Raw genomic sequence first — 26,956 nt, forward strand, 5'->3', positions numbered from 1 at the left:
GCGAGCGAAGCGAGTGGCGTGGTGGGGTGCTCATCAGAGATCAGCTCCGAAGGGGGTCGAGAAGCGGACGTCGCCCTCGAACATGTCGCGCATGTCGGAGACGCCGTGACGGAACATCAGGGTGCGGTCGATGCCCATGCCGAACGCGAAGCCGGTGAAGCGATCCGGGTCGACGCCGCAGGCCACCAGCACGCGGGGGTTGACCACGCCGCAGCCGCCCCACTCGATCCAGCCCTCGCCCTTGCAGGTGCGGCAGGACGCGACCGCCGGGCTCGCGCCGCGACAGACGAAGCAGCGCAGGTCGACCTCGGCGGAGGGCTCGGTGAAGGGGAAGTACGACGGCCGGAAGCGCGTCGAGATGCCCTCGCCGAACATCGCGGCGGCGAAGTGGTCGAGGGTGCCCTTGAGGTGCGCCATGGTGATGCCCTCGTCGACGACCAGGCCCTCGACCTGGTGGAACATCGGCGAGTGCGTGGCGTCGTACTCGTCGGTGCGGAACACCCGGCCCGGGCTGACGACGTAGATCGGGGGCGTGCGGGTGAGCATCGCGCGGGCCTGCACCGGGCTGGTCTGGGTGCGGAGCACGAGGTGGTGCTCGGCCGGGTCGGCCCAGAAGGTGTCCTGCATGGTGCGGGCCGGGTGGTCGGGGCCGAGGTTGAGGGCGTCGAAGTTGAGCCACTCGGCCTCGACGAGCGGGCCCTCGGCGACCTCCCAGCCCATGGCGACGAAGACGTCGGCGATCCGCTCGGCGAGCATGGTCAGCGGGTGGCGGGCGCCCCGGGGGCGGCGGTCCCACGGCAGCGTGACGTCGACGGTCTCCTCGACGAGCATGCGGGCCTCGGCCTCGGCCTCGAGGTCGACCTGGCGAGCCGCCACGGCGCGGTTGACCTCGCCCCGAGCCCTGCCGACGCGGGCGCCGGCGTCCTTGCGGGCCGCCGGGGGAAGCGCGCCGATCTCGCGGTTGGCCAGGGCGATCGGGCTCCGGTCGCCGGCGTGCGCCGTGCGGACGGCCCTGAGCTCCTCGAGGTCGGTCGCGCCGTCGATGGCCGCGAGCGCCTCGGCGAGCATCTGCGCGACGTGCTCCTCGTCGAGCGGGGTCACCTGGACCGGGTCGTACTCGGAGTTCGGGCCGGACATGCGTGCCTCTCGCGTCGTGGCTGGCCCTGACCTGGGCCGCCGCACAGTCTAGGAAGCGGGGCGCGGCCCGGGCCAACCGGTTGCCGCGAGCCTCGACTGGGCGCGCTTCTCGGTGACCTGGCGCGTGTTGCAACAGCCGACAAGTCACTGATTACCCGCCTGAGCGGGTAGTCAGCGCCGGTCGCCGGCCGGCCAGCGGACGTCGAGGCGGGCGCCGCCGGTGGGGACGTCGGAGATCTCGATCTCGCCGCCGTGGGCGTGGACGAGGCCGCCGACGATGTACATGCCCAGCCCGGTGCCGCCGCGGGTGCCGCCCTTCCAGAACTTGGTGAACACCCGGGAGCGCATCGCCTCCTCGATGCCCCCGCCCTCGTCGTCGACCCGCAGCAGCACCCCGTCGTACGCCGCTCCGGCCGCCGGCGAGAGCGGCGCGAGCGAGACCGCGACCGTGCCGTCGCCGTGGCGCAGGCCGTTGTCGACGAGGTTGCCGACGACCTGGGTGAGCTTGTCGGGGTCGGCGAAGACGGGGGGCAGGTCGCCCGCGACGTCGAGGGTGATCTCGCGGGTGGTGCCGGTGCGGGCGGCGGACACGACCCGCTCGACGATGACGGCGGCGTCGACCTCACGGGGGTAGAGCGGCAGCCGGCCGGTGTCGATGCGCGCCACGTCGAGAAGCTCGGTGATGAGCCGCGTCAGCCGCTCGGCGTCGACGTGGACGGTGGTGAGCATGAGCTTCTTCTGCTCGTCGTTGAGGCTGTCCCAGCGCCGCAGCAGCGTGCCGACGAAACCCTTGACCCCCGTCAGCGGCGAGCGCAGCTCGTGGGCGACGGTGGCGACGAGGTCGGAGCGGTCGCGGTCGAGCCGCTCGCGGCCGCGCCCCGAGCGCACCACCACGGCGACGCTGCGCACGGGCCCCCCGCGGCTCTCCCGGTCGATGCGGGCCGTGGTGAGCACCTCGGTGCCGTCGGCGGTCAGCCACGACTGCTCGGGCACGCCGGTGCGGCTCGCCAGGCCGGCGTACGGCGTGTTGGTCTCGACCCACTCGCAGCCTTCGGTGTCCTGCAGCGCGAGCGCCTCGCCGAGCGGCCGGCCGGGCGCGGCGTCGGCGCCGAGCAGGCGACGGGCCGAGTCGTTGACGTGGGTGACGACGCCGTCGGCGTCGGCCAGCAGCAGCCCGTCGGGGAAGCGGTCCAGCAGCTCGTCCACGCCCCGACCCTAGGGGGCTACGACGCCCCGGCGCACGCCTCGACGGGCGCCGAGCGCGCCAGGAGCACCTGGTCGGCGCGCAGCCGCCCCAGGTTGGCGGCGAACCACGAGTCCTCGCCCTCCACGGTCTCCCCCCGTGCGCGTGCCCGAGCGGCGTCGGGCAGGGCGCAGGCGAGCTCGGCGTCGGGCAGGGCGACCAGGGCGGGCACGGCGTCGTCGCTGAGGCCGGAGAGGTAGTACGGGTCGAGCCGGCCACCGGCCTCGAACCGGTCGACGTTGACCCGCGCGACCACCCCGTCGGGGTTGGCGACGGCGAGGGCGAGCAGCGTCACGGCCCCGCTGAGCACGGCGGCGCGCGGCACCCAGGCGGCCCGCAGCCGCACGCCGGAGCCGAGCAGGGCCAGCACGACCAGGGCGAGCCAGCCCTCGAAGACCCACACCAGCAGCCGCAGCGAGGTCAGCCCGTAGGCCTCGGTGTAGAGCCACATCCGCGACATCGCCGAGCCCACCACCAGCAGGGTCAGCGCGCACAGCAGCCCGGCGCCGAGCCGCAGCCAGCGACGGTCGGCGGCGTCGTCGCGGTCGGCGCGACGACCCGCGAGCGCCAGCACCACCAGGGTGAGCGCCGTCGCCACGGTCAGCTGGGCGAAGCCCTCCCGCGCGTAGGAGGCGTAGGTGAAGCCGGTGGTGCGCTCGACGTACGCCGCTCCCCCGACGACGGCCGTGACCTGGGCCAGCAGGAACAGCGCGAACACGGCGTCGACGACCAGCAGCGGCACCAGCCACTCGTAGCGCCGGCCGCGGGCGCGAGTCGCGGCGTCGCGACCCTCGACGCGGGGCGGGTTGAGGGCGAGGTACGCCGCCGCGAGCACCACGCCGCCGACGGCCACGGCGACGAAGATGCGCGCCACCACGACGTCGCCGGTGTCGGGCGCGATCGCCCGGAACCACTGCCCGAAGACCGCGTCGGCACTGGCGAAGAGCAGCCCGAAGACGAGCGCGGCGAGGAGCGAGGCGAGCGCCGTACGGGCGACGGCGAGACCCTGGCCGGGCCCGGCGAGGGCGCGGACGCTGCGGCCGAGCCAGGGCATCCCGCGCAGTCCGGCGAGCGGCCACGCCAGCACCGAGGCCACCACCCCGCGGACGGTGCGCCCGTCGGTCAGCGCCGTCGGCACCAGCACCCCGGCGGCGAGCACGCCCAGCACGCCGATCCACTCCGCGTCGCGCAGCGTGGGCACCAGTGCGAGGCCGGCGGCCACGAGCGCGCTGGCGACGACGTACGGCGACCGGCGCCGCGGCGAGACCCACCACACCACCCCACCACCGGCGAGGAGCACGAGCGTGCCCCCGAGGCCGAGCGCGTGGTCGGGCACGGCGACCGCGGCGAGGACGCCGACGGCGAGCGCCGCCAGCACCACGCGCGGACGACCGGGCAGCGACTCCGGCCACCAGGAGCCGAACAGCTCGTCGGTCGTGCCTCCGCCCGGCGGCGTCGCGGTCGGTGCGGGCGTCAGGACGGGGGTGGACGTCATCTCGGGCCTCCTGGGCGCGGGTGGGACGGGCGGGACGGGGGCGAGCGGGCGGTCGGCGCTCGTGGGCAGCTCGAGGCGCACCAGGGCGCCGCGGCCGGAGGGCGGCTCGACGACGGCGACGCGACCGCCGTGCAGCTCGGCGACCCAGCGCACGATCGCCAGGCCGAGACCGGTGCCGCCGGTCCCCGCGGTGACGGGGGTGCCGGCGGTGCCGAACCGCTCGATGACCCGGTCCCGGTCGGCCGGGTCGATGCCGGGGCCGTCGTCGGCGACGTCGAGGCGCACGGCGCCCGGGGTGCGGCGTACGTCGACCCGCACGGTGCCACCGGCGGGGGCGTGCCGCGTGGCGTTGTCGAGCAGGTTGGCCACGGCCTGGTGCAGCCGGTCGGGATCGACCTCGACCACGAGGTCGTCGGGCTCGACCACGACCTCGACGGCGACCTCCCGCGCCGCGGCGACGGGGGCCGCCGCGGCGGCCGCGTCGCGCAGCAGGTCGACCATCGCGACCTCGCGACGGCGCAGGGGCGTCACCCCGGCGTCGACCCGTGAGAGGTCGAGCAGGTCGTCGACCAGCGCGCCGAGCCGCTCGGCCTGCTGCAGCGCCGGGGCGATGGTGGCGGCGTCGGGCCGGGTGACGCCGTCGTGGAGGTTCTCGAGCAGCGCGGTGAGCGCGGTCAACGGCGTGCGGAGCTCGTGCGAGACGCTGCCGACCAGCTCGCGTCGCTGCCGGTCGACGTCGGCGAGGTCGCCCGCCATCGCGCTGAAGGCACGCGCCAGCTCGCCGACCTCGTCGCGCGACGAGGTCGTGACCCTGGCGTCGTAGTCGCCCGCCGCCATCCGCCGGGCGGCGTCGATCATCTGCCGCAGCGGCGCGGTCATGCCCCGCGCGAGCAGCTGCGTCACCGCGAGGGCGAGCGCGACGGTCACGGGGATCGACAGCCACGCCGGCACCGCCGCGGCGCCCAGGGTGGCCAGCACCGTGGCGACCAGCACGCTGACGGAGACCAGCAGGCCCAGCTTGAGCTTGAGCGAGCGCACCCCGCGCAGCGGCTGCGGCGGGTCGACCAGCGCCTCCCCCACCGTCTGGCTCACGGCCGGGCCTCCAGCGCGTAGCCGACGCCGTGGGCGGTGCGGACCCGGTCGGCGCCGATCTTGGCGCGCAGCGAGCGCACGTGGCTGTCGACCGTGCGGGTCGCGCCCTCGCCGCCCTCCCAGCCCCACACCTCGGCCAGCAGCCGCTCGCGCCGCAGCACCTCGCCGGGACGCCTCGCGAGCGCCAGCGCCAGGTCGAGCTCGGTCGGCGTCAGGTGCACCTCGACGTCGGCGACCCACGCCCGCCGCGCCGCAGGGTCGAGCCGCAGGGCGCCCACCGTCGTCACCGGGGTGGGCGCTGCCGCGAGCTCACGGGCCCGCTCCACCCGGCGCAGCAGCGCCGAGACCCGCGCCACCAGCTCGCGCATCCGGAACGGCTTGGTCAGGTAGTCGTCCGCCCCGACCCCGAGCCCCACCAGCACGTCGGACTCGTCGTCGCGTGCGGTCAGCATCAGCACCGGCGTCGGCCGCACCGCCTGGATCCGCCGGCACACCTCGAGCCCGTCGAACCCCGGCAGCATCACGTCCAGCAGCACCAGGTCGGGCTCGTGCTCGGCGTGCACCGCGACCGCGGCCGGCCCGTCGTACGCCGACACCACCCGGTGCCCCTCCGCCCGCAGCCGGTCGGCCACCGCCTCGTGGATCACCGGCTCGTCCTCCACGACGAGGATCAGCGCTGTGCTCATGCAGGGAGGCTATGAGCGCGAGCCGTCAGGACGCGTGAGTCTGCTGTGAAGGTTCCGTGCAGGTACGCCGCCCCTCCCCCGGTGGCTCGCCGATCCCTGCTCGCTGAGGAGCCCGCGAGGCTGAGCCCCGCTCCCTGGGAGCCCGCGGGGAACGAGCGGGCGTCACGAAGGGCCGCCGCTCTTCACGGCTCGCTCCGCTCGCACCCCAGGGAGCGACAGCAGCTACCGCTCCCCGAGCCCCGCTCCCTGAGGAGCCCGCGAGGTACGAGCGGGCGTCACGAAGGGCGCGACCACCGCCTCGACAGGCTCGACCAGCCGGTTGCACGCCCCTTCGTGGCTCGCTCCGCTCGCACCTCAGGGAGCAACAGCAGCTGCCGCTCCCTGAGGAGCCCGCGAGGGACGAGCGGGCGTCACGAAGGGCCGCCCTTCGTGGCTCGCTCCGCTCGCACCTCAGGGACCGGCACCACCCGCTGGTCGAGCCTGTCGAGACCAGCGCGCCCCCGGTCCCTGAGGAGCCCGCGAGGGACGAGCGGGCGTCACGAAGCGCCGCCCCTCGTGGCTCGCTCCGCTCGCACCTCAGGGAGCAACAGCAGCTACCGCACCCTGAGGAGCCCGCGAGGGACGAGCGGGCGTCACGAAGGGCGCGGCCGTGGCCTCGGCACGCTCGATCAGCGAGAAGACGTACGGACCGACTCAGCGGCGGCGGGCGGTGGCGTAGAGGCAGACGGCGGCGGCGGTGGCGAGGTTGAGGGACTCGGCACGGCCGCGGATGGGGATGGCGACGCGGTGGTCGGCGAGGGCGGCGAGCTCGTCGGGCAGGCCCCAGGCCTCGTTGCCGAGCAGCCAGGCGACGGGGCGGTCGAGCAGGCCGTCGGCCTCGGCGGCGAACAGGTCGACCTCGCCCGCGCCGTCGGCGGCGAGGACGAGCCGGCCGGAGCGGCGTACGGCCTCGACCACGGCGGCGGCGTCGGTCTCGAGCGCGACCGGGAGGTGCCACAGGCTGCCGACCGTCGCCCGGACCGTCTTGTCGTTGTAGGGATCGACGCTGTGCCCGGCGAGCACGAGGCCGGTGGCGCCCGAGGCGTCGGCGGTGCGGATCACGGTGCCGGCGTTGCCGGGGTCGCGCACGTCGGCGCAGACCACGAGGTCGCCGGAGGTGGCGAGCACGTCGACGAGCGGTACGTCGAGCGCGCGGCAGACGGCGACGAGTCCCTGGGGGGTGACGGCCCCGGCGAGCGAGGCGACGGCATCAGGATCGGTCACGTGCCAGGGCACGTCGGGGTCGGCGGCGCGGAGGTCGCCGTGGGCGGCGTACGCCTCGGGGGTCGCGAAGACCTCGACGAGGTTGCCGGCCACCGTCAGCGCCTCGCGGACCGCCTTGGCGCCCTCGGCGAGGAACAGCCCGGTCTCGGTGCGGGAACGACGACGGGCGAGCCTCCGCGCCTGCTTCAGGCGCCCGGAGCGGGTCGTGAGGACCGGCTCGGGTGGGAGGCTCGCCACGTCGTGGTCGTGCTGTGCTGCGAGGGGGAGGTCAGGCCGCGTCGACGGGGGCGTTGACGTCCTCGGGCAGCGCGGCCTTGGCGGTCGCGACCAGGGCCGAGAAGGCGGCCGGGTCGGTGACGGCCAGGTCGGCCAGGACCTTGCGGTCGACCTCGACGCCCGCGGCCTTGAGGCCCTGGACGAAGCGGTTGTAGGTGATGCCCTCGGCGCGCGCCGCGGCGTTGATCCGCTGGATCCAGAGGCGACGGAAGTCGCCCTTCTTCTTGCGGCGGTCGTTGTAGCTGTAGACCAGGGAGTGGGTGACCTGCTCCTTGGCCTTGCGGTAGAGCCGCGAGCGCTGGCCGCGGTAGCCCGAGGCGCGCTCGAGGGTGACGCGGCGCTTCTTCTGGGCGTTGACCGCCCGCTTCACGCGTGCCATGTGGGTGACTCCTTGTCAGTCGGTGGCGCCGTCAGGCGGCGCCGGCCGTGCCCGTGGTCGGGTGCCGGCCGTTGGTTCGGGTGGGACGACGGCTCAGCGGCCGAGCAGCTTCTTGACCTTGGGCACGTCGGCCTTGGCGACCTCGGTGGTGCCGGACAGGCGACGGGTGACGTTGGACGCCTTCTTCTCGAGGTTGTGGCGCATGCCCGCCTTCTGGCGACGGATCTTGCCCGAACCGGTGACGCGGAAGCGCTTCGAGGCACCGGAGTGCGTCTTGTTCTTCGGCATTGACTTCCTTCTCTCGTGCGGCCCGGCGCGCAGCGGCGTACCGGGGGTGTCGTGGGGGCCGGAGCCGCCGCTCAGGCCTCGATCTCGGGGTCGAGGTTCTCGGAGCGGCCGCGCGCCTTCTTGGGGCCGGGGGCGGCGCGGTTGGCGGCACGCTCGGCGTGCTCCTCCTCGCGCTCGGCCTTGAGGGCCGCGGCGCGGACCTCCTTGGCGGCCTTGACCTCGGCCTGGGCCTCGGCCTTCTTCTTCAGGGGGCCGATGACCATGGTCATGTTGCGGCCGTCCTGCTTGGGGTTGCTCTCGACGAAGCCCAGCTCGTTGACGTCCTCGGCGAGCTTCTGCAGCAGCCGGTAGCCCAGCTCGGGGCGGTGCTGCTCGCGGCCGCGGAACATGATCGTGATCTTGACCTTGTCGCCCTGGCGCAGGAAGCGCACGACGTGACCCTTCTTGGTCTCGTAGTCGTGCGAGTCGATCTTGGGCCGGAGCTTCATCTCCTTGATCACGGTGTTGCTCTGGTTGCGACGGGACTCGCGGGCCTTCTGGGCGTTCTCGTACTTGAACTTGCCGTAGTCCATGAGCTTGCAGACCGGGGGCTTGCCCATCGGGGCGATCTCGACGAGGTCGAGGTCGGCCTCCTGGGCGAGACGCAGCGCGTCCCCGGTCGAGACGATGCCGACGGTCTCGCCGTTGGGTCCGACGAGCCGGACCTCGGGAACGCGGATCCGGTCGTTGATGCGGAGCTCGGTGCTGATGGGTCCTCCTGGATGGGTGTGCGTGGGACCCCAGGAGAACGCTCGCCGGCCGGCTTTTCTGCCCGGGACGACGAAGGCCCCCGTGCGACGCACGGGAGCCTCGGGGAACGGGTCACGCCCGCACGCCTGCGCGTGCGGTCTCACCCGGACCGGAAACCCGACGACCTGGTGGTGCTGCGGCCGGTGCGGGTGGGAGGAGGCCTCCGCTTGTCGGACCACGCCCAGGGGGCGCGGTCGGTCCACAGGACAGGTTACCGGCAGGGGGCCGGTGATGCACATCGGCGGTACGCCGCCCCTGCGTGACACCCCGCTCGTCCGTCGCGGGGCTCCTCAGGGAGCGATGGTGCGAGGTGCGGCCGCGCCAGGCCCTCGGGGGCAGTCGACTGGTCGGCCTGTTTCGTCACTTGTCGGCCGAGATCACGGTGCACGAGTGACGAGTTCCCCGGCTGACCGGGGATTTCGCACCCCCTCAGGGCAGTGCCCACCCCCACCCGCCGTCGGGGAGGCGGAGCAGGCGGTGGCCGTCGGCGAGGGGGCGGAGGAGGTCGGCGTCGAGCGGGAACAGGACCGGGCCGGCGACGTCAAGGACGAGGGCGTCGGCCTGCTGCTGCACCGCGGAGCGGGCGGCGTCGGCGAGCGACACCGGCACGGGGCGCGCGGTCGGGTCCCAGCGCTGCAGCCGGTCGAGCCCGGAGAACGCGAGCAGCGCCTGGCGTCCCCCGCGCCCGGTCATCAGCACCGCCGCCATGTCGGTGGTCTTCTCGCGGGTCAGCCCCTGCTCGTCGACCTCGGTCTCCCCCGCCACCGCGACCACCGGCACCAGCACGCGCGACTCCTGCAGGGCCGCGACGACCGCCAGGCCCCGCGCGCGGTCGGTGGGCGAGGCGTCGTACGCCGTCAGGGCGGCCGCCACGGCCGGGTCGACGCGGCCCTCGTCGCCGGCGAACCCGGGGTCGGGGATGCTCTTCACGCCGGCCATCCTCCCAGCCCCGGCCCGTACCCTGGCGGCATGGACGGCAGCAGCCTCGACCAGACCACCTGGACCGCCCTCGCCCTGACGCTGACCGTCCTGGGCGGTGCGCTGTCGTGGGTGGCCTACCGCCGTCGGGGGCTGGCCGCGGGTCTCAAGGGCGTCGCGCTGAGCCTGCTGCCCCTCGCCGCGCTGCTCACGGGCACGCTGCGCCTGCTCGTCGCGGTCTGCGGGGAGGTCTCGTCGTGGGCCACCCGGCTCGTGCTCTCCCCCGTCGTCTGGTCGGGGGTCGCGCTCGCCGGCGTCGCGGTCGTGCTGTGGGTGCTCGCCGGCATGCTCGCCGCCCGTGGCATCGGGGTGAGCGGCAAGGCGGCCGAGAAGGCCGTGCGCAAGGGCGAGCGCGCCCGCCGACAGGTCGGCGCCGCTCCTGCCGCGGAAGCCCCCGCACCTGCCCGCCCCGCCGCCGGCGGCGCGAAGCAGGGCCCCCGCGACGACGACATGGACGAGATCGAGGCGATCCTCAAGAAGCACGGCATCTGAGCCGTGACGGCCGCCGAGCGTCGCGTGCTGGCGCAGCGCCTCGACCGGGCCGTCGACCGCCTCGACGACCCGCGCCACCCGCTGGTGGTGGTCGACCTCGACGCGCTCGAGGCCAACGCCGTCGACCTGGAACGTCGCGCCGACGGCACGCCGCTGCGCCTGGCCTCCAAGAGCATCCGCGTGCCCGCCCTGCTGCGCCACGTGCTCGACCGACCCCGGTGGCACGGCGTGCTCGGCTACACGCTGCGCGAGGCGCTGTGGCTCGTGGGCGAGGGCGCCGTCGACGACGTGCTGCTCGGCTACCCCACGGTCGACCGCGGTGCCCTCGCGAGGTTGCTGGCCGACGACCACGCCCGCTCCCGGGTCACGCTGATGGTCGACGACGTCGCCCACCTCGACCTCGCGCGCGCCGCGGGCGACCACCGCGGCGTGCGGGTCGCGATCGACGTCGACGCGGGGTGGCGGCGCGGGCCGCTCGCGGTCGGGCCCCGGCGCTCGCCGCTGCGCAGCGACACCGCGTTCGTCGCGCTGGCCCGGCGCGCCGTCGACCTCGGGTTCGTCGTGCGCGGGTTGATGACCTACGAGGGCCAGGTCGCCGGCGTGCCCGACGCCGTGCCCGGGTCCCGGCTGCGCTCGGTCGTCGTACGACGGGTCAAGGCGGCGTCGCTCGCACAGCTCGCCGAGCGGCGTACCGTCCTCGCGCAGGCGCTCGCCGACTCGGTCGGACCCCTCGAGCTGTGGAACGCCGGCGGGTCCGGCGACGTCGCCGAGGCCGCCGCCGACCCGCACGTCACCGAGGTCGCCGCCGGCTCGGGGCTGCTCGTGCCGGGGCTGTTCGACCACTACCGCAGCTTCGCCCCGCGCCCGGCGGCGTACTTCGCCCTCCCCGTCGTACGACGCCCCGGCCGCCGGGTCGCGACGCTGGCCGGCGGCGGGTTCGTCGCCAGCGGCGCCGCCGGCCGCGACCGGCTGCCGCTGCCGTGGGCGCCGCCCGGTCTCTCGCTCACCTCGCTCGAGGGCGCCGGCGAGGTGCAGACGCCGGTCACGGGTCGCGCCGCCGGCCGCCTGGCGGTCGGCGACCGCGTGTGGTTCCGCCACGCCAAGGCCGGCGAGCTGATGGAGCACGCCGACGTCGTGCACCTCGTCCGCGGCGGCGCCGTGGTCGACACCGTCCCGACGTACCGCGGCCTCGGGCTGGCCTGGTGAGCGAGGCCGTCAGAGCCGTGCTGGCGGCACTGGAAGCTCGGGGGTCTCGTGACGGCCGCGCGACCACCGGGTCCGTCGCGCCGGTGCTCTGCGTCGACGGCCCGGCGGGGTCGGGCAAGACCACGCTCGCGGCGGCCGTGGCGCAGGCGGTGAGCGGCGCGAGGATCGTGCACATGGACGACCTTTTCGAGGGCTGGTCGGGCCTGGCGCACGTCGACCGGCAGCTCGACGGGCTGCTCGGACCGCTGGTCGACGGGCGGCCCGGGCGCTACCGGCGCTGGGACTGGCACGCCGACGGCTGGGCCAAGGAGCACGTGGTCGAGCCCGGACCGCTCGTGGTCGTCGAGGGCGTCGGCTCCGGCTGCTGGCGCTCCGCCGACCTGCTGGTGTGGGTGGAGGCGCCGCGCGAGCTGCGGCTGCGGCGCGGGCTCGAGCGCGACGGCGAGGCCTTCGCGCCGTACTGGGAGCAGTGGGCCGCCGACGAGCAGCGGCTCTTCGCCCGCGAGCGCACCCGCGAGCGCGCCCACCTGCTCGTCGACGGCCGCGACGGGTCGCTGCTGGCCGAGTGACGTGTCAGCGCCCGGAGCGCCCGCCGAGCGACAGCACCACGCAGGCGAGTCCCCACAGCACGGAGAGCGCGGTCAGGCTCTTGACCCACGCGGGCACGTCGACGAAGAACGCGGGCACCATCGTCAGCAGGATCAGCACGACGCAGCCCGCGAGCACGCTCAGCGCCGCCCGTCGGCCGGTGCGCCACGCCGCCAGGACCGCGACCAGCCCCACCGCGGCGAGCAGGGTGTCGGCCAGCAGGATCTCGAAGGGCGGGCCGACCTCGCCGTCGGGCGACCCCGGCACGAAGGCGCTGGGCAGGTTGGTCAGGAAGAAGAGGCCGGCGAGAGCGAGGCCCACGCGCTGGCGCCGGCGGGGAGCGAGGGTGGGGCTCGGGTCGGTCTGGGTGGTGGTGCTCATGGGGACCTCCTGGGTCGATCGGGTCCGCCCAGGCTCCGATCGCTGCGGGTCCCGGCGACAGGGCCGACCTTCCCCGGATCCTCCCCCGGCGTCCCGACCGCAGGGAAGGACTTCCCGGGTGCGCCGGACCCCGAACGCCACGATGATGTGCGGATGAGCGTGCGCCTGCTCGTGGTCGACGACCACCCCGTCGTGCGCACCGGCCTGCGCGCGCTCGTCGACACGGTGCCCGACATGGAGGTGGTGGGCGAGGCGGTCGACGGTGCGTCGGCCGTGCGCGAGACCTTGCTGCTGCGGCCCGACGTCGTGCTGATGGACGTCCGCATGCCGGGCGTGGACGGCGTCGAGGCCACGCGCCGCCTCCGTGTCGCGGCCCCAGACGTCGCTGTGCTGGTGATGACGATGTACGACGACGACGCGACCGTCTTCACCGCCATGCAGGCCGGTGCCCGGGGCTACCTGCTCAAGGGCGCCTCCCAGGAGGAGATCCGCAGCGCCGTGATCGCGGTCGCGGCTGGGCAGGCCGTGTTCGGACCCTCCGTGGCAGCACGCGTGCTGGGCCTGCTCGGCGGGCCGACGCCGACCGCGCCCGACCATCCCTTCCCCACCCTCACCGCCCGCGAGCGCGACATCCTCGACCACCTCGCGCGGGGCCGCCGTACGTCGGCGATCGCCGAGGCGCTGCACCTGTCGCCCAAGACGGTGAGCAACCACCTCACCGCGGTCTTCGCCAAGCTCGAGGTGGCCGACCGGGCGACCGCCATCGTCCGTGCCCGCGACGAGGGCCTCGGTCGGTGACGGCCCTGCTCGCGGCGACCGTCGCCGGGTCGCTGGTGGTCCCGGCAGTCCTGCTGCTCGTGCGGGGGTGCGCCCGTGTCGCTGCCGCGAGCATGCTCATCGCCGGGGCCGCCCTCGTGGTGGCGAGCAGGGGCGGCCCGGTCGGCGAGGTGGCGGGCACCCTCGTGTCGCTGCTGCTCGCCCCGCTCGTGGTGCTGACCTACCCGCGCGCTCGGGTGCGCGAGCCGCTCGATGCACTCGTCCTCCTCACCGTGGTCGGGGCCAGCACGCTCGCGCTGCTCTGGCCGGAGGCGACCGACGCCATGCTGCTCACGGTCCTGCTCGTGGTCGTCGCGCACGTCGGCTGGTCGCTGGTGCGCAGCACCGGCGCCGAGCGCCGGTCGGTGACCTGGCTGGCCCTCGCCCTGGGCTCCGGCCTGCTCGCGAGCCTCGTCGTGGCCTTCGCGCTCAGCGGGGCCGACACGGCCTCTCCCTGGGCGCTCCTGCCACTCGGGGTCGTCGGCCCCGCCCTCGTCGTGGGCGTCAGGCTGCCCGAGGTGGCCGACGCCCGCACCCTGGTCGTCGACGGCGTCGCCCACGCTGCGGCCGCGCTGACGGTGCTGGCCCTGGTCGTCGGGGTCGGCGCGCCAGCCCTCGAGGCGCTGCCACAGTGGCAGGCGTTGTCGCTGCTCGGGCTCACCGCCGCCGCGCTCGGTGCGGCGTACGCCCCGGGTCAGCGGCTGCTGCGCGCCACCGTCGGCGAGCTGGTCGGCGTGCGGTCCGAGCCGCTGGCGGCGGTCGGGCTGGTGACCCGCTCGCTGGGTGAGGACCCGTCCGAGTCGTTGGACGCCGTGCGCCGCGCGCTCGCCGTGCCGTGGGCAGCAGTGCTGGGAGAGCCTCCCCTGACCTCGGGCCGACGCCCCGGCGAGACGGTGCGGGTGTGGCTCGGCGAGGACCTGCCCGAGCTCGAGGTGGGTCTGCGCGACGGCGACACCCGCCTGGGTCGCGCCGACGAGCGGTTGCTGTCGCTGGCGGGCCCGCTGCTCGGGCAGGCACTGCGGCTGCACGCGCTGAGCGAGCAGGTGAGCCGGTCGCGGGCCGACACGGTCCTGGCGCTGCAGGACGAGCGTCGCCGGTTGCGCCGCGACCTGCACGACGGACTGGGGCCTCTGTTGTCGGGCCTCGCACTGACGACCGACGCCGCACGCAACCTGCTGCGCCACGACCCCGACGCCGCCGGTGCCCTGCTCGCCACCGTGCGCGAGCAGGCCGACAGCGCCCTCGACGACGTGCGCCGGCTGGTCTACGGCCTGCGGCCGCCCGCCCTCGACGAGCTCGGGCTGCTCGGGGCGCTGCGCCAGGCGCTGGGCCAGCTGGCGGTCCCGGCGCTGGTGACGGGCGAGGCGCTCGACCTGCCCGCGGCGGTCGAGGTGGCGGCGTACCGGATCGTGGTCGAGGCGGCCACCAACGCCGCCCGGCACGCCCCCGGGTCGGCGGTCCGGGTGACGCTGACGGCGCGAGGCGATGGGCTCGAGGTGGAGGTGGTCGACGACGGTGGCTGCTGCGCCGCCTGGACCCCCGGCGTGGGCCTGGAGTCGATGCGCGAGCGTGCCGCCGAGGTCGGCGGCACGCTCGAGGCCGGCCCGACGCCCACCGGGGGCGCGGTACGGGCGTGCCTGCCGCCCACGCCTCGAGCAGGAAGTTCGTCCACGTCCGGGTGACGCGGAACCCGACCGACTCGTAGAGCGCGTTGGCCCCGGACGGGTTGACCGAGTCGACGTCGAGCGACGTCGCGGCGTACCCCGCCTGCGCGTGGCGCCACATCGCGTGGCGCAGCACCAGCGCGGCGAGGCCGCGCCGTCGGTACGCCGGGACCGTGCCGACCTTGCCGATGAACGTCTCGCGCCGCCCGGTCACCGCCTCGACGGCCTCGTACTCCAGGCTGTGGACGTACGCCGCCACCGTGCCGCCGGCGGTCTCGTCGCGCAGCACGATGCTCAGGGCGGGCCGGTCGTTGCGGGACCCGGTCACCCACTGCTGCCACATCTGCTCGCTCCACGGGGTCGAGCCCGGGTGGTCGACGAACGCGGCGTTGTGGGCGGCGAGCAGCTCGGCAGGGTCGGCGTCCTCCCACGTCTCGAGCCGGAAGCCGGCGGGCGGCTCGGGCGGCGCGACGAGGCCGTCGAGGTCGGCTTCCATGACGAAGGTCCACCGGTCGGGCACCAGCCCGTGCGCGCGGTGCAGCGCCTCGGCGTCCGGCATGTCGGAGGGAGCGGTGGCGGACAGCACGGCCCGGGCGCCGTGCTCGGCGGCGTGCTCCCGACCGCGCGCGACGGCCCGGCCGAGCAGGTCGTCGCCGATGCCGCGGCCGCGGTGCTCGGGGTGCGTGGTGCCCTCGACGTAGAGCTTCTGCACCCCGAGCACCGGAGCCCGAGGCACCAGGTGGCACTGCCCCACCAGCACGCCGTCCTGCTCGGCGACCAGCCAGTCGCGGCTCAGGTCGACCTGCGGGTCGTCGAGCATCTCGAGCACGTCGTCGAGGTCGTGGTGCTCGTCGGTGCTGTCGGCCGCCTCGGCCGCGGCCATCAGGGCCGTCACCGCCTCCGCGTCGCCCCGGGTGGCGGCCCGCACCGTCCAGGTCGTGCTCGTGTCGTCCACGCCCCGGACCCTACGGACGCCACCTCCCCTCACGCACCCCGATTTCCCCGCCGAGGAGTCACTCCCTGGCACCCGAGGAGTCACTCGCTGGCACCCGAAGAGTCACTCGCTGGCACGCGAGGGGTCACTCGCTGGCACGCGAGGAGCTCGCGAGTGACTTCTCGGCCGTCAGGGAGTGACCCCTCGGCCGTCAGGGAGTGACCCCTCGGCCGTCAGGGAGTGACTTCTCGGCCGTCAGGGAGTGACCCCTCGGCGAGGGTGGGGGTCGGTCAGGTGGGGGTGTGGGCGGCGACGGCGGCCCGCAGCTCGCGGATGGCCCGGCGGGCGCGGTCGCCGTCGCTGTTCTGGATGCCGATCATCGACACGGTGGTGCCGTCGGAGAGGTCGAGGGTGCCCCAGGGGGCGCCCCGGCCGAGCGAGACCCGCACGATCTGGGGGTACTCGAAGCGGCGCGTGCGGTAGCCGTTGACCACGGTCACGCCGGCGTCGGTCGCGACGACCCGCGAGCGCACCAGCGCGTGGTAGCAGGCGAAGAACATGATCATCAGCACGACCAGGGTGATGCGCTGGAAGACCGTGAACTGCGCCCGGTCGGAGGGGTCGAGGGCGTACCAGACGAAACCGCACAGCACGACCAGCGCCGTGCCGAAGACCAGCACCGCGACCAGGGCGCCGAGCGGGCGCCAGGTGCGCGGCAGCTCGGGCGGCGGGGTGGGCGCGTGCCGCTGGTCGCTCACAGCCGGCAGGCGTGGATGTCGGTGAGCAGGATCGCGCGGGCGCCGAGCGCGTAGAGCTCGTCCATCAGCTTCTGCGCGCCGTCGCGCGGCACCATGGCGCGTACGGCGACCCAGCCCTCGCGGTGGAGCGGGGAGATGGTCGGCCCCTCGAGACCGGGGGTGAGCGCGACGGCGGCGTCGAGGTGGGCCTCGTCGATGTCGTAGTCCATCATCAGGTAGCTGCGGGCGACGAGCACGCCGTCGATGCGCCGGGTGAAGACCTCCATGCCGTCGGGCTCGGTGCCGGCGCGCGCGACCATCACGGCCTCGGACTCGAGGATGACGTCGCCGGAGATCTCCAGGCCCGCGGCCTTGAGGGTGCTGCCGGTCTCGACGACGTCGGCCACGACGTCGGCCACGCCGAGCTGGATGCTGCTCTCGACCGCACCGTCGAGACGCACCACCTCGGCCTGGAGCCCGTTGTCCTCCAGGTAGCGACGCACCACCCCGACGTAGGAGGTGGCGATCCGCTTGCCCGAGAGGTCGTCGAGCGAGCCGAGCACGCCCGGGCGGGCGGCGAAGCGGAAGCGCGAGCGGCCGAAGCCGAGGCGGCGTACCTCCTCGGCCTTGGCGCCGGAGTCGAGCAGCAGGTCGCGCCCGGTGATGCCGACGTCGAGCGTGCCCTCGCCGACGTACAGCGCGATGTCGCGCGGGCGCAGGTAGAAGAACTCGACGTCGTTGTCGGTGTCCATCACCGTCAGCTGCTTGCTGTCGGTGCGTTGGCGGTAGCCGGCCTCGCGGAGCATGCCGGAGGCGGCCTCGCTCAGCGCCCCCTTGTTGGGGACGGCGACGCGCAGGGGTGCGGTCATGGGGTCCTCCTCAGAGGTGGGCGTAGACGTCGTCGAGGGTGAGGCCGCTCGCGAGCATCAGCACCTGCGCGTGGTAGAGCAGCTGGCTGATCTCCTCGGCAGCGCGCTCGGGCCCCTCGTGCTCGGCCGCCATCCAGGACTCCGCAGCCTCCTCGACCAGCTTCTTGCCGATCTGGTGGACGCCCGCGTCGAGGGCGGCGACGGTGCCGGAGCCCTCGGGACGGGTGCGTGCCTTCTCGCCGAGCTCGCTCCAGAGCTCCTCGAACGTCTTCATCGCTGCCTGTCGTCTGACCCGGGGGACGCCGTCGTACGACGCCCCGGCGCACCGGAGGTGGCCGGGGCAAGCCTACGAGGGTGCCGTGCGGGGCAGCAGGGCCGGTCGCCCCACCGCGGCGTCAGAGGTCGCGCAGGGTGCGGGCCGTGCCGAGAGCCGCCGCGGTCGCCTCGTAGCCCTTGTCCTCGGTGCTGCCCTCGAGGCCGGCGCGGTCGAGGGCCTGCTGCTCGGTGTCGCAGGTGAGCAGCCCGAAGCCCACGGGCACGCCCGCGTCGAGCGAGACCCGCACCAGGCCGTCGGTGGCGGCCGCGCAGACGTAGTCGAAGTGCGGCGTGCCGCCCCGGATGACCACGCCCAGAGCCACGACGACGTCGTGCTCGCGGGCCAGCGACTGGGCGGCGACCGGCAGCTCGAAGGAGCCGGGCACGCGCACGACCCGGCTGCGGGTGACGCCGTACGCCGCCAGCGCGCGCTCGGCGCCCGCCACCAGTCCGTCCATGACCTGGGCGTGCCAGCTGCTGGCGACGACGGCGACGCGCAGGTCGCTGCAGTCGACCGGGGTGTCGCTGGGGGCTCCGTGGCCGCTCATGCGGGGTCTCCTGTCCTCGGCAGCCCGTCGAGGGGCTCGTGCCGGTCGCTCGGGCTGGGGGTGGTGAGCTCGTCGAGCCGGTGACCCATGCGGTCGCGCTTGGTCATCAGGTAGGCGAGGTTGTGGTCGTTGGGGTGGGGGGTGAGCGGCGCGCGCTCGGTGACGGTGACGCCGTACGCCTCCAGCCCCTCGACCTTGGCGGGGTTGTTGGTCAGCAGCCGCACCGAGGTGACGCCGAGGTCGCGCAGCACCTGCGTCGCCGCACCGTAGTGGCGGGCGTCGGCGGGCAGACCGAGGTCGAGGTTGGCGTCGACGGTGTCGCGGCCGCCGTCTTGCAGCTGGTAGGCCTGCAGCTTCGCGAGCAGCCCGATGCCGCGGCCCTCGTGACCGCGCAGGTAGACCACGACGCCGCGACCCTCCTCGACGATGCGCTCCATCGCCTCGTGCAGCTGGGGTCCGCAGTCGCAGCGCTGGGAGCCGAAGACGTCACCGGTGAGGCACTCGCTGTGCACCCGGGTCAGCACCGGCTCGCCGTCGCGCAGCGCGTCGAGCCCGCCGTGGACGAGCGCCACGTGCTCGCTGCCGTCGACGGTGATGCGGTAGCCGACGGCGGTGAACTCGCCCGCCGACGTCGGCAGCCGCGTCTCCGCGACGCGCACGACGTGCGACTCGGTGCGGCGACGGTGGTGCACCAGCTGGTCGATCGAGATCAGCCGCAGCCCGTGCTCGTCGGCGAAGTCGCGCAGCTCCTGGCCCCGCTTCATGGTGCCGTCGTCGTTGACCACCTCGACGAGCACGCCCGCGGGCGTCAGGCCCGCGAGCTTCGCGAGGTCGACGGCTGCCTCGGTGTGCCCACGACGTACCAGCACGCCGCCCTCGCGGTAGCGCAGCGGGAAGACGTGGCCGGGCCGGGTGATCTCCCACGGCTCGGTCGCCGAGTCGGCCAGGACGCGCGCCGTGTGGGCTCGGTCGGCGGCCGAGATCCCGGTGCTGACGCCGTCGCGCGCGTCGACCGAGATGGTGTACGCCGTCCGCATCTTGTCGCGGTTGTGCGGCGTCATCAGCGGGATCTCGAGCCGGTCGAGCATGGCGGCCGGCATCGGCACGCAGATCACGCCGCTGGAGTGGCGGATGGTGAACGCCATCAGCTCGGGCGTGGCCCTCGCTGCGGCGAAGATGATGTCGCCCTCGTTCTCGCGGTCGGCGTCGTCGACCACGACGACGGCCTTGCCGGCGGCGATGTCGGCGACGGCGTCCTCGACGCGGTCGAGGCGGATCTGGTCGTCGCTCATCGGCTCACCATCTTCTCGACGTACTTGGCGATCACGTCCACCTCGAGGTTGACGGTCTCCCCGGCGCCGCGCTCGCCGAGCACGGTGCGGGCGAGCGTCTCGGGGATCAGGCTGACGCTGAAGGACTCCTCGGTGACGTCGACGACGGTGAGGCTGACCCCGTCGACGGTGATGGAGCCCTGGGGCACGAGGTAGCGGGCGAGGTGCGTGGGCAGCGAGACCTCGACGACGTCCCAGTGCTTGCTCGGCGTACGACGCAGCACCTCGCCGGTGCCGTCGACGTGCCCCTGCACCAGGTGGCCCCCCAGGCGGGTCGTCGGGAGGACCGCGCGCTCGAGGTTGACCGGGGAGCGCTGCCGGAGCGAGCCGAGCGAGGTCAGCTCGAGGGTCTGGCGCATGACGTCGGCGGTGAACGTGTCGCCGCGCTGCTCGGCCACCGTGAGGCAGCAGCCGTTGACGGCGATCGAGTCGCCGAGCGCGGCGTCGGCCGTGACGAGCGGGGCCTGGACGGTGAGCCGGACCGCGTCTCCCTGGTCCTCCAGGGAGACGACGTGCCCGAGCTCCTCGACGATGCCGGTGAACATCAGGGGTGCTCCTCGGTGTGGTGGGTGAGCGGGGTCATGACGAGCCGGACGTTGGTGTCGGCACCCTCGCCGAGCACCCGCACGTCGGTGACGTCGAGGTGCAACGCGTCGGCCATCGTGGTGATGCCGAGGTCGCCGACGGCCGTGGGGCCGGCGCCGAGCAGCCGGGGGGCGACGTACGCCACGACCTCGTCGACGAGGCCGGCGCGCAGGAAGGCCCCCGCCAGCGTCGGACCGCCCTCGAGGAAGACGTGGCGCCGGCCCAGGTCGAACAGCGTCGCGAGCGCCGCGTGGGGGTCGCGGGTGCGCAGCAGCACGGTCTCGGCCTCGTCGTCGAGCACGCGCCGGTCGGGGGCGAGCTCGCGGGTGCCGACGATCGCGCGGAGCGGCTGGTGGGCGAGCGGATGGCCCTGCGCGTCGCGCACGGTGAGGCGCGGGTCGTCGGTCGCGACGGTGCCGGTGCCGACCATCATCACGTCGCTCCGAGCACGCAGCCGGTGCGTGTCGAGGCGCGACTCGGGGCCCGAGACCCATCGGCTGGAGCCGTCGGCCGCGGCGCTGCGCCCGTCGAGCGTCGCCGCGAACTTCCAGGTCACGAGCGGGCGGGCGCGCACGAGACCGAAGGCCCAGCCCCGGTTGAGCGCCTCGGCCTGCTCCGCCAGCAGGCCGTGCTCGACCGCGACGCCCGCACCAGCGAGTCGCTCCAGGCCACCGGCCGCCACGGGGTTGGGGTCGCGCTGCGCGACCACCACGCGGGCGACGCCCGCCGCGAGCAGCGCGTCGACGCAGGGCCCGGTGCGTCCGGTGTGGTTGCAGGGCTCCAGCGTCACCACCGCCGTCGCACCGCGAACGTCCTGCTTCGCGACCCGGGCGGCGGTCAGCGCCGCGACCTCGGCGTGGGGCGTGCCCGCCCCCTGGTGGAAGCCCTCCCCCAGCACCGCGCCGTCGGCGGCCAGCAGCACGCACCCGACGCGGGGGTTGGGCCCGAACGGCACCCCCGGCGTGGCCGCCAGCCCCAGCGCACGCTGCATCGCGGCGCGCTCGGTGAGCGGCGCGGTCGGCGGCGCGGCGGTCACGGGACTCCTCGGGTCACGGCGGGTCAGGGCGCCCACGTGACCAGGGGGTCCGGCGCGCACCACCGACGGCGGCCCGCGCCGCGTGCGTCTTCTCATCCGGACTTTGACCGTCGGTCCAGGAGTTCCACCTGGTCAACCGGCCGCTGGCAGCGGCCGGGTCGCGGACTTTCACCGCCGGTGCGGAGTTCCACCGCCCCCAGAGCACGCGAGCATTGCTCACGTCCAGCCTGCCACAGCGGGTCCGCGCCGGCGCCGTGAGGTCCGCCACGCGACGCCGCCGGTCGAGGTCGGGATCGGTGATCCCGATGCGTCCGACGGCTGCCCTCGCTCCAGCCGTGACACGGGGTCACGGACCTCTAGGGTCGGGCCATGACTGTGCGCGTGGGCGTCGTGATCCTGCCGGACCTCCGCTGGGCGGAGGCGGAGCCGCGGTGGCGGGCCGTGGAGGAGATGGGGTTCGACCACGCGTGGACCTACGACCACCTGGTGTGGGGCGGGTTGCCCGACTCGGACTGGTTCGGCACCACCCCGACGCTGACCGCCGCGGCGCTCGTGACCGAGCGGATCCGGCTCGGGACGTTCGTGTCCTCACCCAACTTCCGCCACCCGGTGACGCTGTGGCGCGACGTGCAGTCCCTCGACGACCTCTCCGCGGGCCGGTTCCTGCTCGGCGTGGGCACGGGCGGTGACCTCGACTCGCGGATCCTGGCCGGCGACGACCTCAGCGTCGGCGAGCGCGTCGAGCGGTTCCAGGAGTTCGCCGACCTGCTCGTCCGGCTGCGCGCCGAGGACCACGTCGACGCCGACGGCCGGTGGTTCTCCGCCCGCGACGCCCGGACCCTGCCGCGGGTGCGCGAGGTGCCGCTGCTCGTGGCGGCCAACGGGCCGCGGTCGGTGCGGTACGCCGCTCGCACCGGCGACGGCTGGATCACCACGGGCCGCCCGGCCGACACCCTGGAGCAGTGGTGGGGCGGTCTGGCTGACGCTCGCGAGACCTTCGACCAGGCAGTCGAGAAGGCCGGCCGTGAGCCGGCCGACGTACCGCGCTACCTCAACCTCGACTCCTCACCCGTCTTCTCGCTCGACAGCGTCGTGCGCTTCACCGACATGGTCGGCCGCGCCGAGGAGCTCGGCTTCACCGACGTGGTCGTGCACTGGCCGCGCGCCGGGTCGCCGTACCAGGGCGACCCGAGAGTGCTCGAGCAGGTCGCCGCCGCCCGCGCCTGACCGCACTGACGCCAGGACGCGCCAGGGCCCGGCACCACTCCCAAGAACAGTGCCGGGCCCGGTCGGAGCGCCCGCGGGTCAGCCGCGCAGGGCCTCCACGGCGGCGACGACGTCGACGAGACCGGTGCCCTTGTCGTAGCTCGTGCCGCTCACGTACGGCGCACCGTCGGTGAACTGGTACGCGGTCGAGGTCAGGGCGAGCTCGATCTGCGCGGGGGTGGCGTCGGGCACGGCCTGGAACAGCTGCGCCACGATCCCGGCGACGTGAGGGGCCGCCATGGACGTGCCGCTGATGGTGTTGAAGGTGCCGACGTCGAGCGGGCCGGGGCCGTTCTTGAAGTCGAGCCCGGTCGAGCAGATCGGCAGGTAGGGGCGGCACGACGAGGTGATGTCCTCGCCCGGGGCCGACAGGTCGGGCCAGGTCGACGGGTCGCTGGCGAGGCCGCGCGAGGAGTACTCGGAGACCTTGCCGTCGCGGGTGCCGGTGTTCTCGTCGAAGTACGACGCGACCGAGATGATGCCCGGGGTCGGGTCCTGGCCGGGCGGGTTGGTGAGCGACGTCGAGCCGTCGCCACCGTCGTTGCCGGCCGCCCAGACGGTCAGGACGCCCTCGGCGGCCAGCGCGCGCTGCAGCTTGACCGTGGCCGACTCGGGGTCGAACTCGCCGCCGCCGGAGGGGCCGTAGGAGTTGTTGGTGACCTTGATCGGCGGGCACTGGGCCGCGGAGACGCCGGCGCCGCACGGGGCCTCGTGGTTCTCCAGCACCCAGTTGAGCGCGGAGTCGGCGCCCAGGATGACGAGCGCGGCGCCGGTGGAGACGGAGACGACCTTGGCGCCCGGGGCCGCGCCCTGGAGCTTCTCACCCGAGGTCAGCGTGGTCGGCCGGCCCGCGACGATCCCGCTGACGTGGGTGCCGTGGCCACCGACGGAGAGGGTGTCGGTGTCGACGATGCCCGGGACGCGCTGCACGGTGCAGAGCGTCTCGGTCGGGTCGCAGAGGGTCTTGAGGTTGGCGACGACGGCCCTGCTGCCGTCGGCCCCCTTGAAGTACGGGTGGTTCGGGTCGACGCCGGAGTCGATCACGCCGACCGACACGCCCTTGCCCGTGAGCCGGGAGCCGTCGGCGCCGCTCAGCGTCTGGGTGGCCTCGAGGCCACGGGTGGCGGTGTTCGACGTCTCCTGGGAGAACGTGATCGGCGCGGCGGCGCCCTCGACGTACGTCACGCCCGGCTCGGACCGCACGGACTCGATCTGCGCCTCGGAGCCCTTCGCGACGACGACGCCGATCTTGGCGAACTCGCTGCGCTTCGTCAGGCCCGAGGCGGCGACGGCGTCGCGGGCCGCGGCCAGCGACTCGCCGTGCACCATCACGGTGGTCGAGCCGGTGAGCGAGCCGAGCTGGTCGGACAGGAAGTCGGACAGTCGGGCCGGCTGGTCGGCTGCCGCCTGGTCGTCGGCCGCGGTGGCACTCTGCGGGGCGGCCAGCAGGCCGAGGGCCAGCACGGCCGCTGCGCCGGCAGCCAGGCTGCCGGTGGTACGGCGCGGGGATCGGGTTCGCACGGAGTCTCGCTTCCGTCGGCCGCTGCCGGTCACCGGCGCCGTCGGTCGGCGCCCCGGGCGGACGAGCAGCACAACGACCGACCGAGACCCAGGTCACGCCCGCCTGGCCCGAGATGACTACACAGACGTGGCCCTTCCGGATCATGCAGGGCTCGTCGAGGTGCCCCGACCCCCCTGAGGTTGCGAGCGCAGCGAGCCACGAAGGGGCCCCCTCGTGACGCCCCGCTCGTGCCTCGCGGGCCTCCTCGGGGAACGTCCGCTCCACCCCCGCTCCCTGAGGTGCGAGCGCAGCGAGCCGCGAAAGGCGCCCCCTCGTGACGTCCCGCTCGCGCCTCGAACGGCCGCACCCCCGCTCCCTGAGGTGCGAGCGCAGCGAGCCACGAAGGGGCGGCCCCGTCGAGACGGTCCCTGCCTCAGCGAGCGGGGAGGGCGGACGCGGCTTCGGCGAGCCCCTTGAGCTGGGTGACCACGGCGTCGGGGTCGTCGGCGGAGTACACGGCCGAACCGGCGACGAAGACGTCGGCGCCGGCCTCGGCGCAACGCTCGATGGTCTCGGCCGAGACGCCGCCGTCGACCTGGACCCACACGTCGAGGCCGGCGTCGGCGACGAGCTGGCGGGCGCGGCGGATCTTGGGCAGGCACAGGTCGAGGAACTCCTGGCCGCCGAAACCGGGCTCGACGGTCATCACGAGCAGCATGTCGAGCTCACCGAGCACGTGGGCGGCGGCGTCGACGGGGGTGGCGGGGCGGATCGCCATCGAGGCCCGCGCGCCCTGCGCCCGCAGGTCACGGGCGAGCTTGACGGGCGCGGTCGCCGCCTCGAGGTGGAAGGTCACCGAGCCCGCACCCGCCTCGGCGTACGCCGGGGCCCACCGGTCGGGGTCCTCGATCATCAGGTGCACGTCGAGGGGCAGCGCGCTGTGGCGCGCGAGCGCCTCGACCACGGGGACGCCGAGCGTGAGGTTGGGCACGAAGTGGCCGTCCATGACGTCGACGTGCACCCAGTCGGCGCTCGGGATCCGCGTCACCTCGTCGGCGAGGCGGGACAGGTCGGCGTTGAGGACGCTCGGCGTGATCTGGATGCCCATGGTGCGGCCCAGCGTAGTGAGGGAACAGCACGAGCAGGACCGCGGTTCGGGACGAGGTCGCCACCCGCGTCGACCATGACCACGTTGCCCTGATCTCTCTGCCCCAGGCGCTCGAGGAGGCCCGGTGTCCACCACCGCAGGACCCACCCGCACGCACGTCAGCGCGTCCGCCCGCACCGCTGCGCAGGCCGACACCGCTCCCCCGTCGCAGCTGGGAGTCGTCGTGGCCGGCCTCGCGGCCGCCGTCGCGCTCGGCGCCGTCATCTGGCTGCGCTCCGGACTCGTGCCCGGCGTGCTCTTCGCGATCGGCACGGCGCTCGGCTTCGTGCTCTTCCACAGCCGTTTCGGGTTCACCTCCGCCTGGCGCCAGCTGGTGGCGGTGCGCAACGGCACCGGTCTGCGGGCCCACATGCTGATGATCGCGGTGGCGGCCACGTTGTTCGCCCCGATCCTCGCCTCCGGCGTCGCCTGGCAGGGCGTGCCCGCCGCGCCGACGCTGGCCCCGATCGGCTTCGGCGTGGTGGTCGGCGCCTTCATGTTCGGCGTGGGGATGCAGCTGGGTGGCTCCTGCGCCTCCGGCACGCTGTTCGCCGTCGGCAGCGGGCAGACCGCCATCCTCATCACCCTCGGCGGCTTCGTCGCGGGCTCCGTCCTGGGCGCCTACACCTTCGGGTTCTGGACCGGCCTGCCCGCCTTCGCTCCCGTCTCGCTGGCCGAGGTGCAGCCCTTCGGCTACGCCGGGGCCTGGGTCATCACCATGGTCGTCGTCGGCGGTATCGTGGGGTCGACGTACGTCGTGGGGCGCCGGCGCGCCCAGGTGCCGCCGGTCGACCGCGCCCCGGTCGCCCGCCGTGGCCTCGCCCGGGCCCTGCGGGGCTCGTGGCCGCTGTGGGTCGGCGCGCTGCTGCTCGCCGGCCTCAACGCGCTGACGCTGTGGGTGTCGGGCGGCGCGTGGGGGATCACCTTCGCCTTCGCCCTGTGGGGCTCGAAGCTCCTCGACGTCGTCGGCGTCGACGTGCTCGCGTGGGGCTTCTGGCAGGACCCCGCCAACCTCGCGAAGTACCAGGCCGGCGTGCTCGCCGAGAAGACCTCGGTGATGGACCTCGGGATCATCCTCGGCGCCCTCGTCGCCTCCGCCCTGGCGGGCGCCTTCATCACCCACCGGCGGATCCCCGGCAGGCTGGTGCTCGGCTCGGTCGCCGGCGGCGTCCTCATGGGGTACGGCGCCCGGATCGCGTTCGGCTGCAACATCGGCGCCTACTTCGGCGGCATCGCCTCCTTCAGCCTGCACGGCTGGATCTGGGGCCTGCTCGCCCTGGCCGGCACCGCCGCCGGCCTCGCCCTGCGCCCGCTGTTCGGCCTCAGCAACCCCAAGCCCACCGACTCCGTCTGCTGAGGGCGGTGGAGGTCGCCCTGGGGCAGGTCCTTCCGCGCGGGAGGACCCGTCAGTCCCGCCGCAGCACCGACACGAACATCGCATCGGTGCCGTGGCGGTGGGGCCAGAGCTGGACGGCGCCGGGCAGTCCAGGGACGGCAGTGTCGCTGACCTCGGGCAGCAGCGGCGCGGCGTCCTCGAGGCGTACGTCGGGGCGCGAGGCGAGCGCGTGGCGGACGACGTCGGCGGTCTCGGCCACCACGGGCGAGCAGGTCGCGTAGACGACCACCCCGCCTGGACGCACCGCGTCGAGGGCGGCCGCCAGCAGGCCCTGCTGCAACGGGACCAGGCCGTCGATGTCGGTGCGCCGGCGGCGCCACCGGCTCTCCGGACGACGCCGCAGCGCACCGAGCCCGGAGCACGGGGCGTCGACCAGCACCCGGTCGAAGGCACCCGCGGCGAGGGCCGGCGCGGTGCCGTCGCCCGCCACCACGCCGAGCACGGCCGACGTCGGCACGGCACGCAACGCCTGGCGCACCAGCGTCGCCCGGCTCGGCGCTCGCTCGTGGGCGAGCAGC

The 26,956-nt window shown here is 74.7% G+C and carries 27 protein-coding genes, 1 pseudogene and 1 riboswitch; of the genes and pseudogenes, 7 read left to right on the forward strand and 21 right to left on the reverse strand.

Annotated features, from left to right (window positions below; translation table 11 throughout):
• Positions 1-33: 33 nt before the first annotated feature.
• The 9 genes from pheS to ACYU8I_RS15725 all read right to left on the reverse strand — a co-directional run bounded on the left by pheS (position 34) and on the right by ACYU8I_RS15725 (position 9,578).
• A complete protein-coding gene (gene pheS / locus ACYU8I_RS15685) occupies positions 34-1,137 on the reverse strand; it encodes a phenylalanine--tRNA ligase subunit alpha (protein ID WP_460842570.1) in 1,104 nt (367 codons plus the stop codon).
• A gap of 171 nt (positions 1,138-1,308) precedes the next feature.
• The gene (locus ACYU8I_RS15690) at positions 1,309-2,343 is read right to left on the reverse strand and encodes a sensor histidine kinase (RefSeq protein ID WP_460842572.1); all 1,035 of its coding nucleotides are present in this window, start codon (positions 2,341-2,343) and stop codon (positions 1,309-1,311) included.
• 17 nt (positions 2,344-2,360) lie between these two features.
• Complete coding sequence (locus ACYU8I_RS15695) at positions 2,361-4,967, reverse strand: DUF4153 domain-containing protein (RefSeq protein WP_460842573.1); 2,607 nt, start codon at positions 4,965-4,967, stop codon at positions 2,361-2,363.
• Positions 4,964-5,653, reverse strand: a complete 690-nt coding sequence (locus tag ACYU8I_RS15700; RefSeq protein ID WP_460842575.1) for a response regulator transcription factor — start codon at positions 5,651-5,653, stop codon at positions 4,964-4,966. The genes ACYU8I_RS15695 and ACYU8I_RS15700 overlap by 4 nt, the downstream gene beginning before the upstream one ends.
• A 693-nt stretch (positions 5,654-6,346) precedes the next feature.
• Complete coding sequence (locus tag ACYU8I_RS15705) at positions 6,347-7,153, reverse strand: TrmH family RNA methyltransferase (RefSeq protein WP_460842577.1); 807 nt, start codon at positions 7,151-7,153, stop codon at positions 6,347-6,349.
• 31 nt (positions 7,154-7,184) lie between these two features.
• Positions 7,185-7,571, reverse strand: a complete 387-nt coding sequence (gene rplT / locus ACYU8I_RS15710; protein ID WP_460842579.1) for a 50S ribosomal protein L20 — start codon at positions 7,569-7,571, stop codon at positions 7,185-7,187.
• A gap of 93 nt (positions 7,572-7,664) precedes the next feature.
• A complete protein-coding gene (gene rpmI / locus ACYU8I_RS15715) occupies positions 7,665-7,859 on the reverse strand; it encodes a 50S ribosomal protein L35 (protein WP_460842582.1) in 195 nt (64 codons plus the stop codon).
• A gap of 71 nt (positions 7,860-7,930) precedes the next feature.
• On the reverse strand, positions 7,931-8,701 hold the full coding sequence (gene infC / locus ACYU8I_RS15720) for a translation initiation factor IF-3 (protein ID WP_460842584.1): 771 nt from the start codon (positions 8,699-8,701) through the stop codon (positions 7,931-7,933).
• A 376-nt stretch (positions 8,702-9,077) separates the two neighbouring features.
• A complete protein-coding gene (locus ACYU8I_RS15725; RefSeq protein ID WP_460842586.1) occupies positions 9,078-9,578 on the reverse strand; it encodes an SseB family protein in 501 nt (166 codons plus the stop codon).
• A 39-nt stretch (positions 9,579-9,617) separates the two neighbouring features.
• Between ACYU8I_RS15725 and ACYU8I_RS15730 the strand changes: the two genes are divergently transcribed.
• Genes ACYU8I_RS15730 through ACYU8I_RS15740 form a run of 3 tightly spaced genes read left to right on the forward strand, consistent with a single transcriptional unit; the run spans position 9,618 to position 11,893 of the window.
• Positions 9,618-10,118, forward strand: coding sequence for a hypothetical protein (locus ACYU8I_RS15730; protein ID WP_460842588.1), 501 nt, complete (start codon positions 9,618-9,620; stop codon positions 10,116-10,118).
• Positions 10,119-10,121: 3 nt separating this feature from the next.
• A complete protein-coding gene (locus tag ACYU8I_RS15735) occupies positions 10,122-11,324 on the forward strand; it encodes an alanine racemase (protein WP_460842589.1) in 1,203 nt (400 codons plus the stop codon).
• Entirely contained in the window at positions 11,321-11,893 is a 573-nt protein-coding gene (locus ACYU8I_RS15740; protein ID WP_460842591.1) for a nucleoside/nucleotide kinase family protein, read from the forward strand. Before ACYU8I_RS15735 ends, ACYU8I_RS15740 begins: the two co-directional genes overlap by 4 nt.
• Before the next feature lie 4 nt (positions 11,894-11,897).
• Here the strand turns inward: ACYU8I_RS15740 and ACYU8I_RS15745 are convergent, their stop codons facing one another.
• A complete protein-coding gene (locus tag ACYU8I_RS15745) occupies positions 11,898-12,293 on the reverse strand; it encodes a hypothetical protein (RefSeq protein ID WP_460842594.1) in 396 nt (131 codons plus the stop codon).
• Between the two features lie 153 nt (positions 12,294-12,446).
• Here ACYU8I_RS15745 and ACYU8I_RS15750 point away from each other — a divergent pair, with 153 nt between their 5' ends.
• Positions 12,447-13,091, forward strand: a complete 645-nt coding sequence (locus ACYU8I_RS15750; protein ID WP_460842596.1) for a response regulator — start codon at positions 12,447-12,449, stop codon at positions 13,089-13,091.
• Positions 13,088-14,791 carry a sensor histidine kinase gene (locus ACYU8I_RS15755; protein WP_460842598.1) on the forward strand — a complete coding sequence of 568 codons (1,704 nt, stop codon included), beginning with the start codon at positions 13,088-13,090 and terminating at the stop codon, positions 14,789-14,791. The genes ACYU8I_RS15750 and ACYU8I_RS15755 overlap by 4 nt, the downstream gene beginning before the upstream one ends.
• A gap of 16 nt (positions 14,792-14,807) precedes the next feature.
• Here ACYU8I_RS15755 and ACYU8I_RS15760 read toward each other — a convergent pair.
• The 8 genes and pseudogenes from ACYU8I_RS15760 to ribD form a co-directional block, all read right to left on the reverse strand.
• Positions 14,808-15,656: pseudogene (locus ACYU8I_RS15760) on the reverse strand (GNAT family N-acetyltransferase); the annotation flags it as partial.
• 341 nt (positions 15,657-15,997) lie between these two features.
• Positions 15,998-16,465: a PH domain-containing protein gene (locus ACYU8I_RS15765; protein ID WP_460842600.1), complete on the reverse strand. Its 468-nt coding sequence runs from the start codon at positions 16,463-16,465 to the stop codon at positions 15,998-16,000.
• A complete protein-coding gene (hisG, locus tag ACYU8I_RS15770) occupies positions 16,462-17,313 on the reverse strand; it encodes an ATP phosphoribosyltransferase (RefSeq protein ID WP_460842602.1) in 852 nt (283 codons plus the stop codon). The genes ACYU8I_RS15765 and hisG overlap by 4 nt, the downstream gene beginning before the upstream one ends.
• Positions 17,314-17,323: 10 nt before the next feature.
• A complete protein-coding gene (locus tag ACYU8I_RS15775; protein ID WP_460842604.1) occupies positions 17,324-17,587 on the reverse strand; it encodes a phosphoribosyl-ATP diphosphatase in 264 nt (87 codons plus the stop codon).
• Between the two features lie 121 nt (positions 17,588-17,708).
• Positions 17,709-18,176, reverse strand: coding sequence for a 6,7-dimethyl-8-ribityllumazine synthase (gene ribH / locus ACYU8I_RS15780; RefSeq protein WP_460842606.1), 468 nt, complete (start codon positions 18,174-18,176; stop codon positions 17,709-17,711).
• Complete coding sequence (locus tag ACYU8I_RS15785; protein WP_460842609.1) at positions 18,173-19,468, reverse strand: bifunctional 3,4-dihydroxy-2-butanone-4-phosphate synthase/GTP cyclohydrolase II; 1,296 nt, start codon at positions 19,466-19,468, stop codon at positions 18,173-18,175. Before ACYU8I_RS15785 ends, ribH begins: the two co-directional genes overlap by 4 nt.
• Positions 19,465-20,052 carry a riboflavin synthase gene (locus tag ACYU8I_RS15790; RefSeq protein WP_460842611.1) on the reverse strand — a complete coding sequence of 196 codons (588 nt, stop codon included), beginning with the start codon at positions 20,050-20,052 and terminating at the stop codon, positions 19,465-19,467. The genes ACYU8I_RS15785 and ACYU8I_RS15790 overlap by 4 nt, the downstream gene beginning before the upstream one ends.
• Positions 20,052-21,083, reverse strand: coding sequence for a bifunctional diaminohydroxyphosphoribosylaminopyrimidine deaminase/5-amino-6-(5-phosphoribosylamino)uracil reductase RibD (ribD, locus tag ACYU8I_RS15795; RefSeq protein ID WP_460842627.1), 1,032 nt, complete (start codon positions 21,081-21,083; stop codon positions 20,052-20,054). The genes ACYU8I_RS15790 and ribD overlap by 1 nt, the downstream gene beginning before the upstream one ends.
• A 123-nt stretch (positions 21,084-21,206) precedes the next feature.
• Positions 21,207-21,337: riboswitch (FMN riboswitch) on the reverse strand.
• A gap of 160 nt (positions 21,338-21,497) precedes the next feature.
• Between ribD and ACYU8I_RS15800 the strand changes: the two genes are divergently transcribed.
• A complete protein-coding gene (locus ACYU8I_RS15800; RefSeq protein ID WP_460842613.1) occupies positions 21,498-22,355 on the forward strand; it encodes an LLM class flavin-dependent oxidoreductase in 858 nt (285 codons plus the stop codon).
• A 78-nt stretch (positions 22,356-22,433) separates the two neighbouring features.
• On the opposite strand, the gene ACYU8I_RS15805 is transcribed toward ACYU8I_RS15800, so the two are convergent.
• Together ACYU8I_RS15805 and rpe are read right to left on the reverse strand one after the other, a co-directional pair.
• Positions 22,434-23,915 (reverse strand): S8 family serine peptidase, encoded by a 1,482-nt coding sequence (locus ACYU8I_RS15805; RefSeq protein WP_460842615.1) that lies wholly within the window; start codon positions 23,913-23,915, stop codon positions 22,434-22,436.
• A gap of 413 nt (positions 23,916-24,328) precedes the next feature.
• The gene (gene rpe, locus ACYU8I_RS15810; RefSeq protein ID WP_460842617.1) at positions 24,329-25,003 is read right to left on the reverse strand and encodes a ribulose-phosphate 3-epimerase; all 675 of its coding nucleotides are present in this window, start codon (positions 25,001-25,003) and stop codon (positions 24,329-24,331) included.
• Positions 25,004-25,127: 124 nt separating this feature from the next.
• On the opposite strand from rpe, the gene ACYU8I_RS15815 reads away from it, so the two are divergent.
• The gene (locus ACYU8I_RS15815) at positions 25,128-26,399 is read left to right on the forward strand and encodes a YeeE/YedE family protein (RefSeq protein ID WP_460842619.1); all 1,272 of its coding nucleotides are present in this window, start codon (positions 25,128-25,130) and stop codon (positions 26,397-26,399) included.
• A gap of 49 nt (positions 26,400-26,448) precedes the next feature.
• Here the strand turns inward: ACYU8I_RS15815 and ACYU8I_RS15820 are convergent.
• The coding region (locus ACYU8I_RS15820) for an RsmB/NOP family class I SAM-dependent RNA methyltransferase (protein ID WP_460842621.1) at positions 26,449-26,956 on the reverse strand (508 nt) is incomplete at its 5' end.

It is taken from the genome of Nocardioides marmoraquaticus, assembly GCF_054777915.1.

What these genes read in the sequence shown, in the direction of transcription:
- ACYU8I_RS15700 (WP_460842575.1), bottom strand. Translation starts at nt 5,653, where the DNA reads ATGAGCACAGCGCTGATCCTCGTCGTGGAGGACGAGCCGGTGATCCAC.
- rplT (WP_460842579.1), bottom strand. Translation starts at nt 7,571, where the DNA reads ATGGCACGCGTGAAGCGGGCGGTCAACGCCCAGAAGAAGCGCCGCGTC.
- ACYU8I_RS15730 (WP_460842588.1), top strand. Translation starts at nt 9,618, where the DNA reads ATGGACGGCAGCAGCCTCGACCAGACCACCTGGACCGCCCTCGCCCTG.
- ACYU8I_RS15785 (WP_460842609.1), bottom strand. Translation starts at nt 19,468, where the DNA reads ATGAGCGACGACCAGATCCGCCTCGACCGCGTCGAGGACGCCGTCGCC.
- rpe (WP_460842617.1), bottom strand. Translation starts at nt 25,003, where the DNA reads ATGGGCATCCAGATCACGCCGAGCGTCCTCAACGCCGACCTGTCCCGC.
- ACYU8I_RS15750 (WP_460842596.1), top strand. Translation starts at nt 12,447, where the DNA reads ATGAGCGTGCGCCTGCTCGTGGTCGACGACCACCCCGTCGTGCGCACC.
- ribD (WP_460842627.1), bottom strand. Translation starts at nt 21,083, where the DNA reads ATGCAGCGTGCGCTGGGGCTGGCGGCCACGCCGGGGGTGCCGTTCGGG.
- pheS (WP_460842570.1), bottom strand. Translation starts at nt 1,137, where the DNA reads ATGTCCGGCCCGAACTCCGAGTACGACCCGGTCCAGGTGACCCCGCTC.
- ACYU8I_RS15775 (WP_460842604.1), bottom strand. Translation starts at nt 17,587, where the DNA reads ATGAAGACGTTCGAGGAGCTCTGGAGCGAGCTCGGCGAGAAGGCACGC.
- ACYU8I_RS15790 (WP_460842611.1), bottom strand. Translation starts at nt 20,052, where the DNA reads ATGTTCACCGGCATCGTCGAGGAGCTCGGGCACGTCGTCTCCCTGGAG.
- rpmI (WP_460842582.1), bottom strand. Translation starts at nt 7,859, where the DNA reads ATGCCGAAGAACAAGACGCACTCCGGTGCCTCGAAGCGCTTCCGCGTC.
- ACYU8I_RS15800 (WP_460842613.1), top strand. Translation starts at nt 21,498, where the DNA reads ATGACTGTGCGCGTGGGCGTCGTGATCCTGCCGGACCTCCGCTGGGCG.
- ACYU8I_RS15745 (WP_460842594.1), bottom strand. Translation starts at nt 12,293, where the DNA reads ATGAGCACCACCACCCAGACCGACCCGAGCCCCACCCTCGCTCCCCGC.
- ribH (WP_460842606.1), bottom strand. Translation starts at nt 18,176, where the DNA reads ATGAGCGGCCACGGAGCCCCCAGCGACACCCCGGTCGACTGCAGCGAC.
- hisG (WP_460842602.1), bottom strand. Translation starts at nt 17,313, where the DNA reads ATGACCGCACCCCTGCGCGTCGCCGTCCCCAACAAGGGGGCGCTGAGC.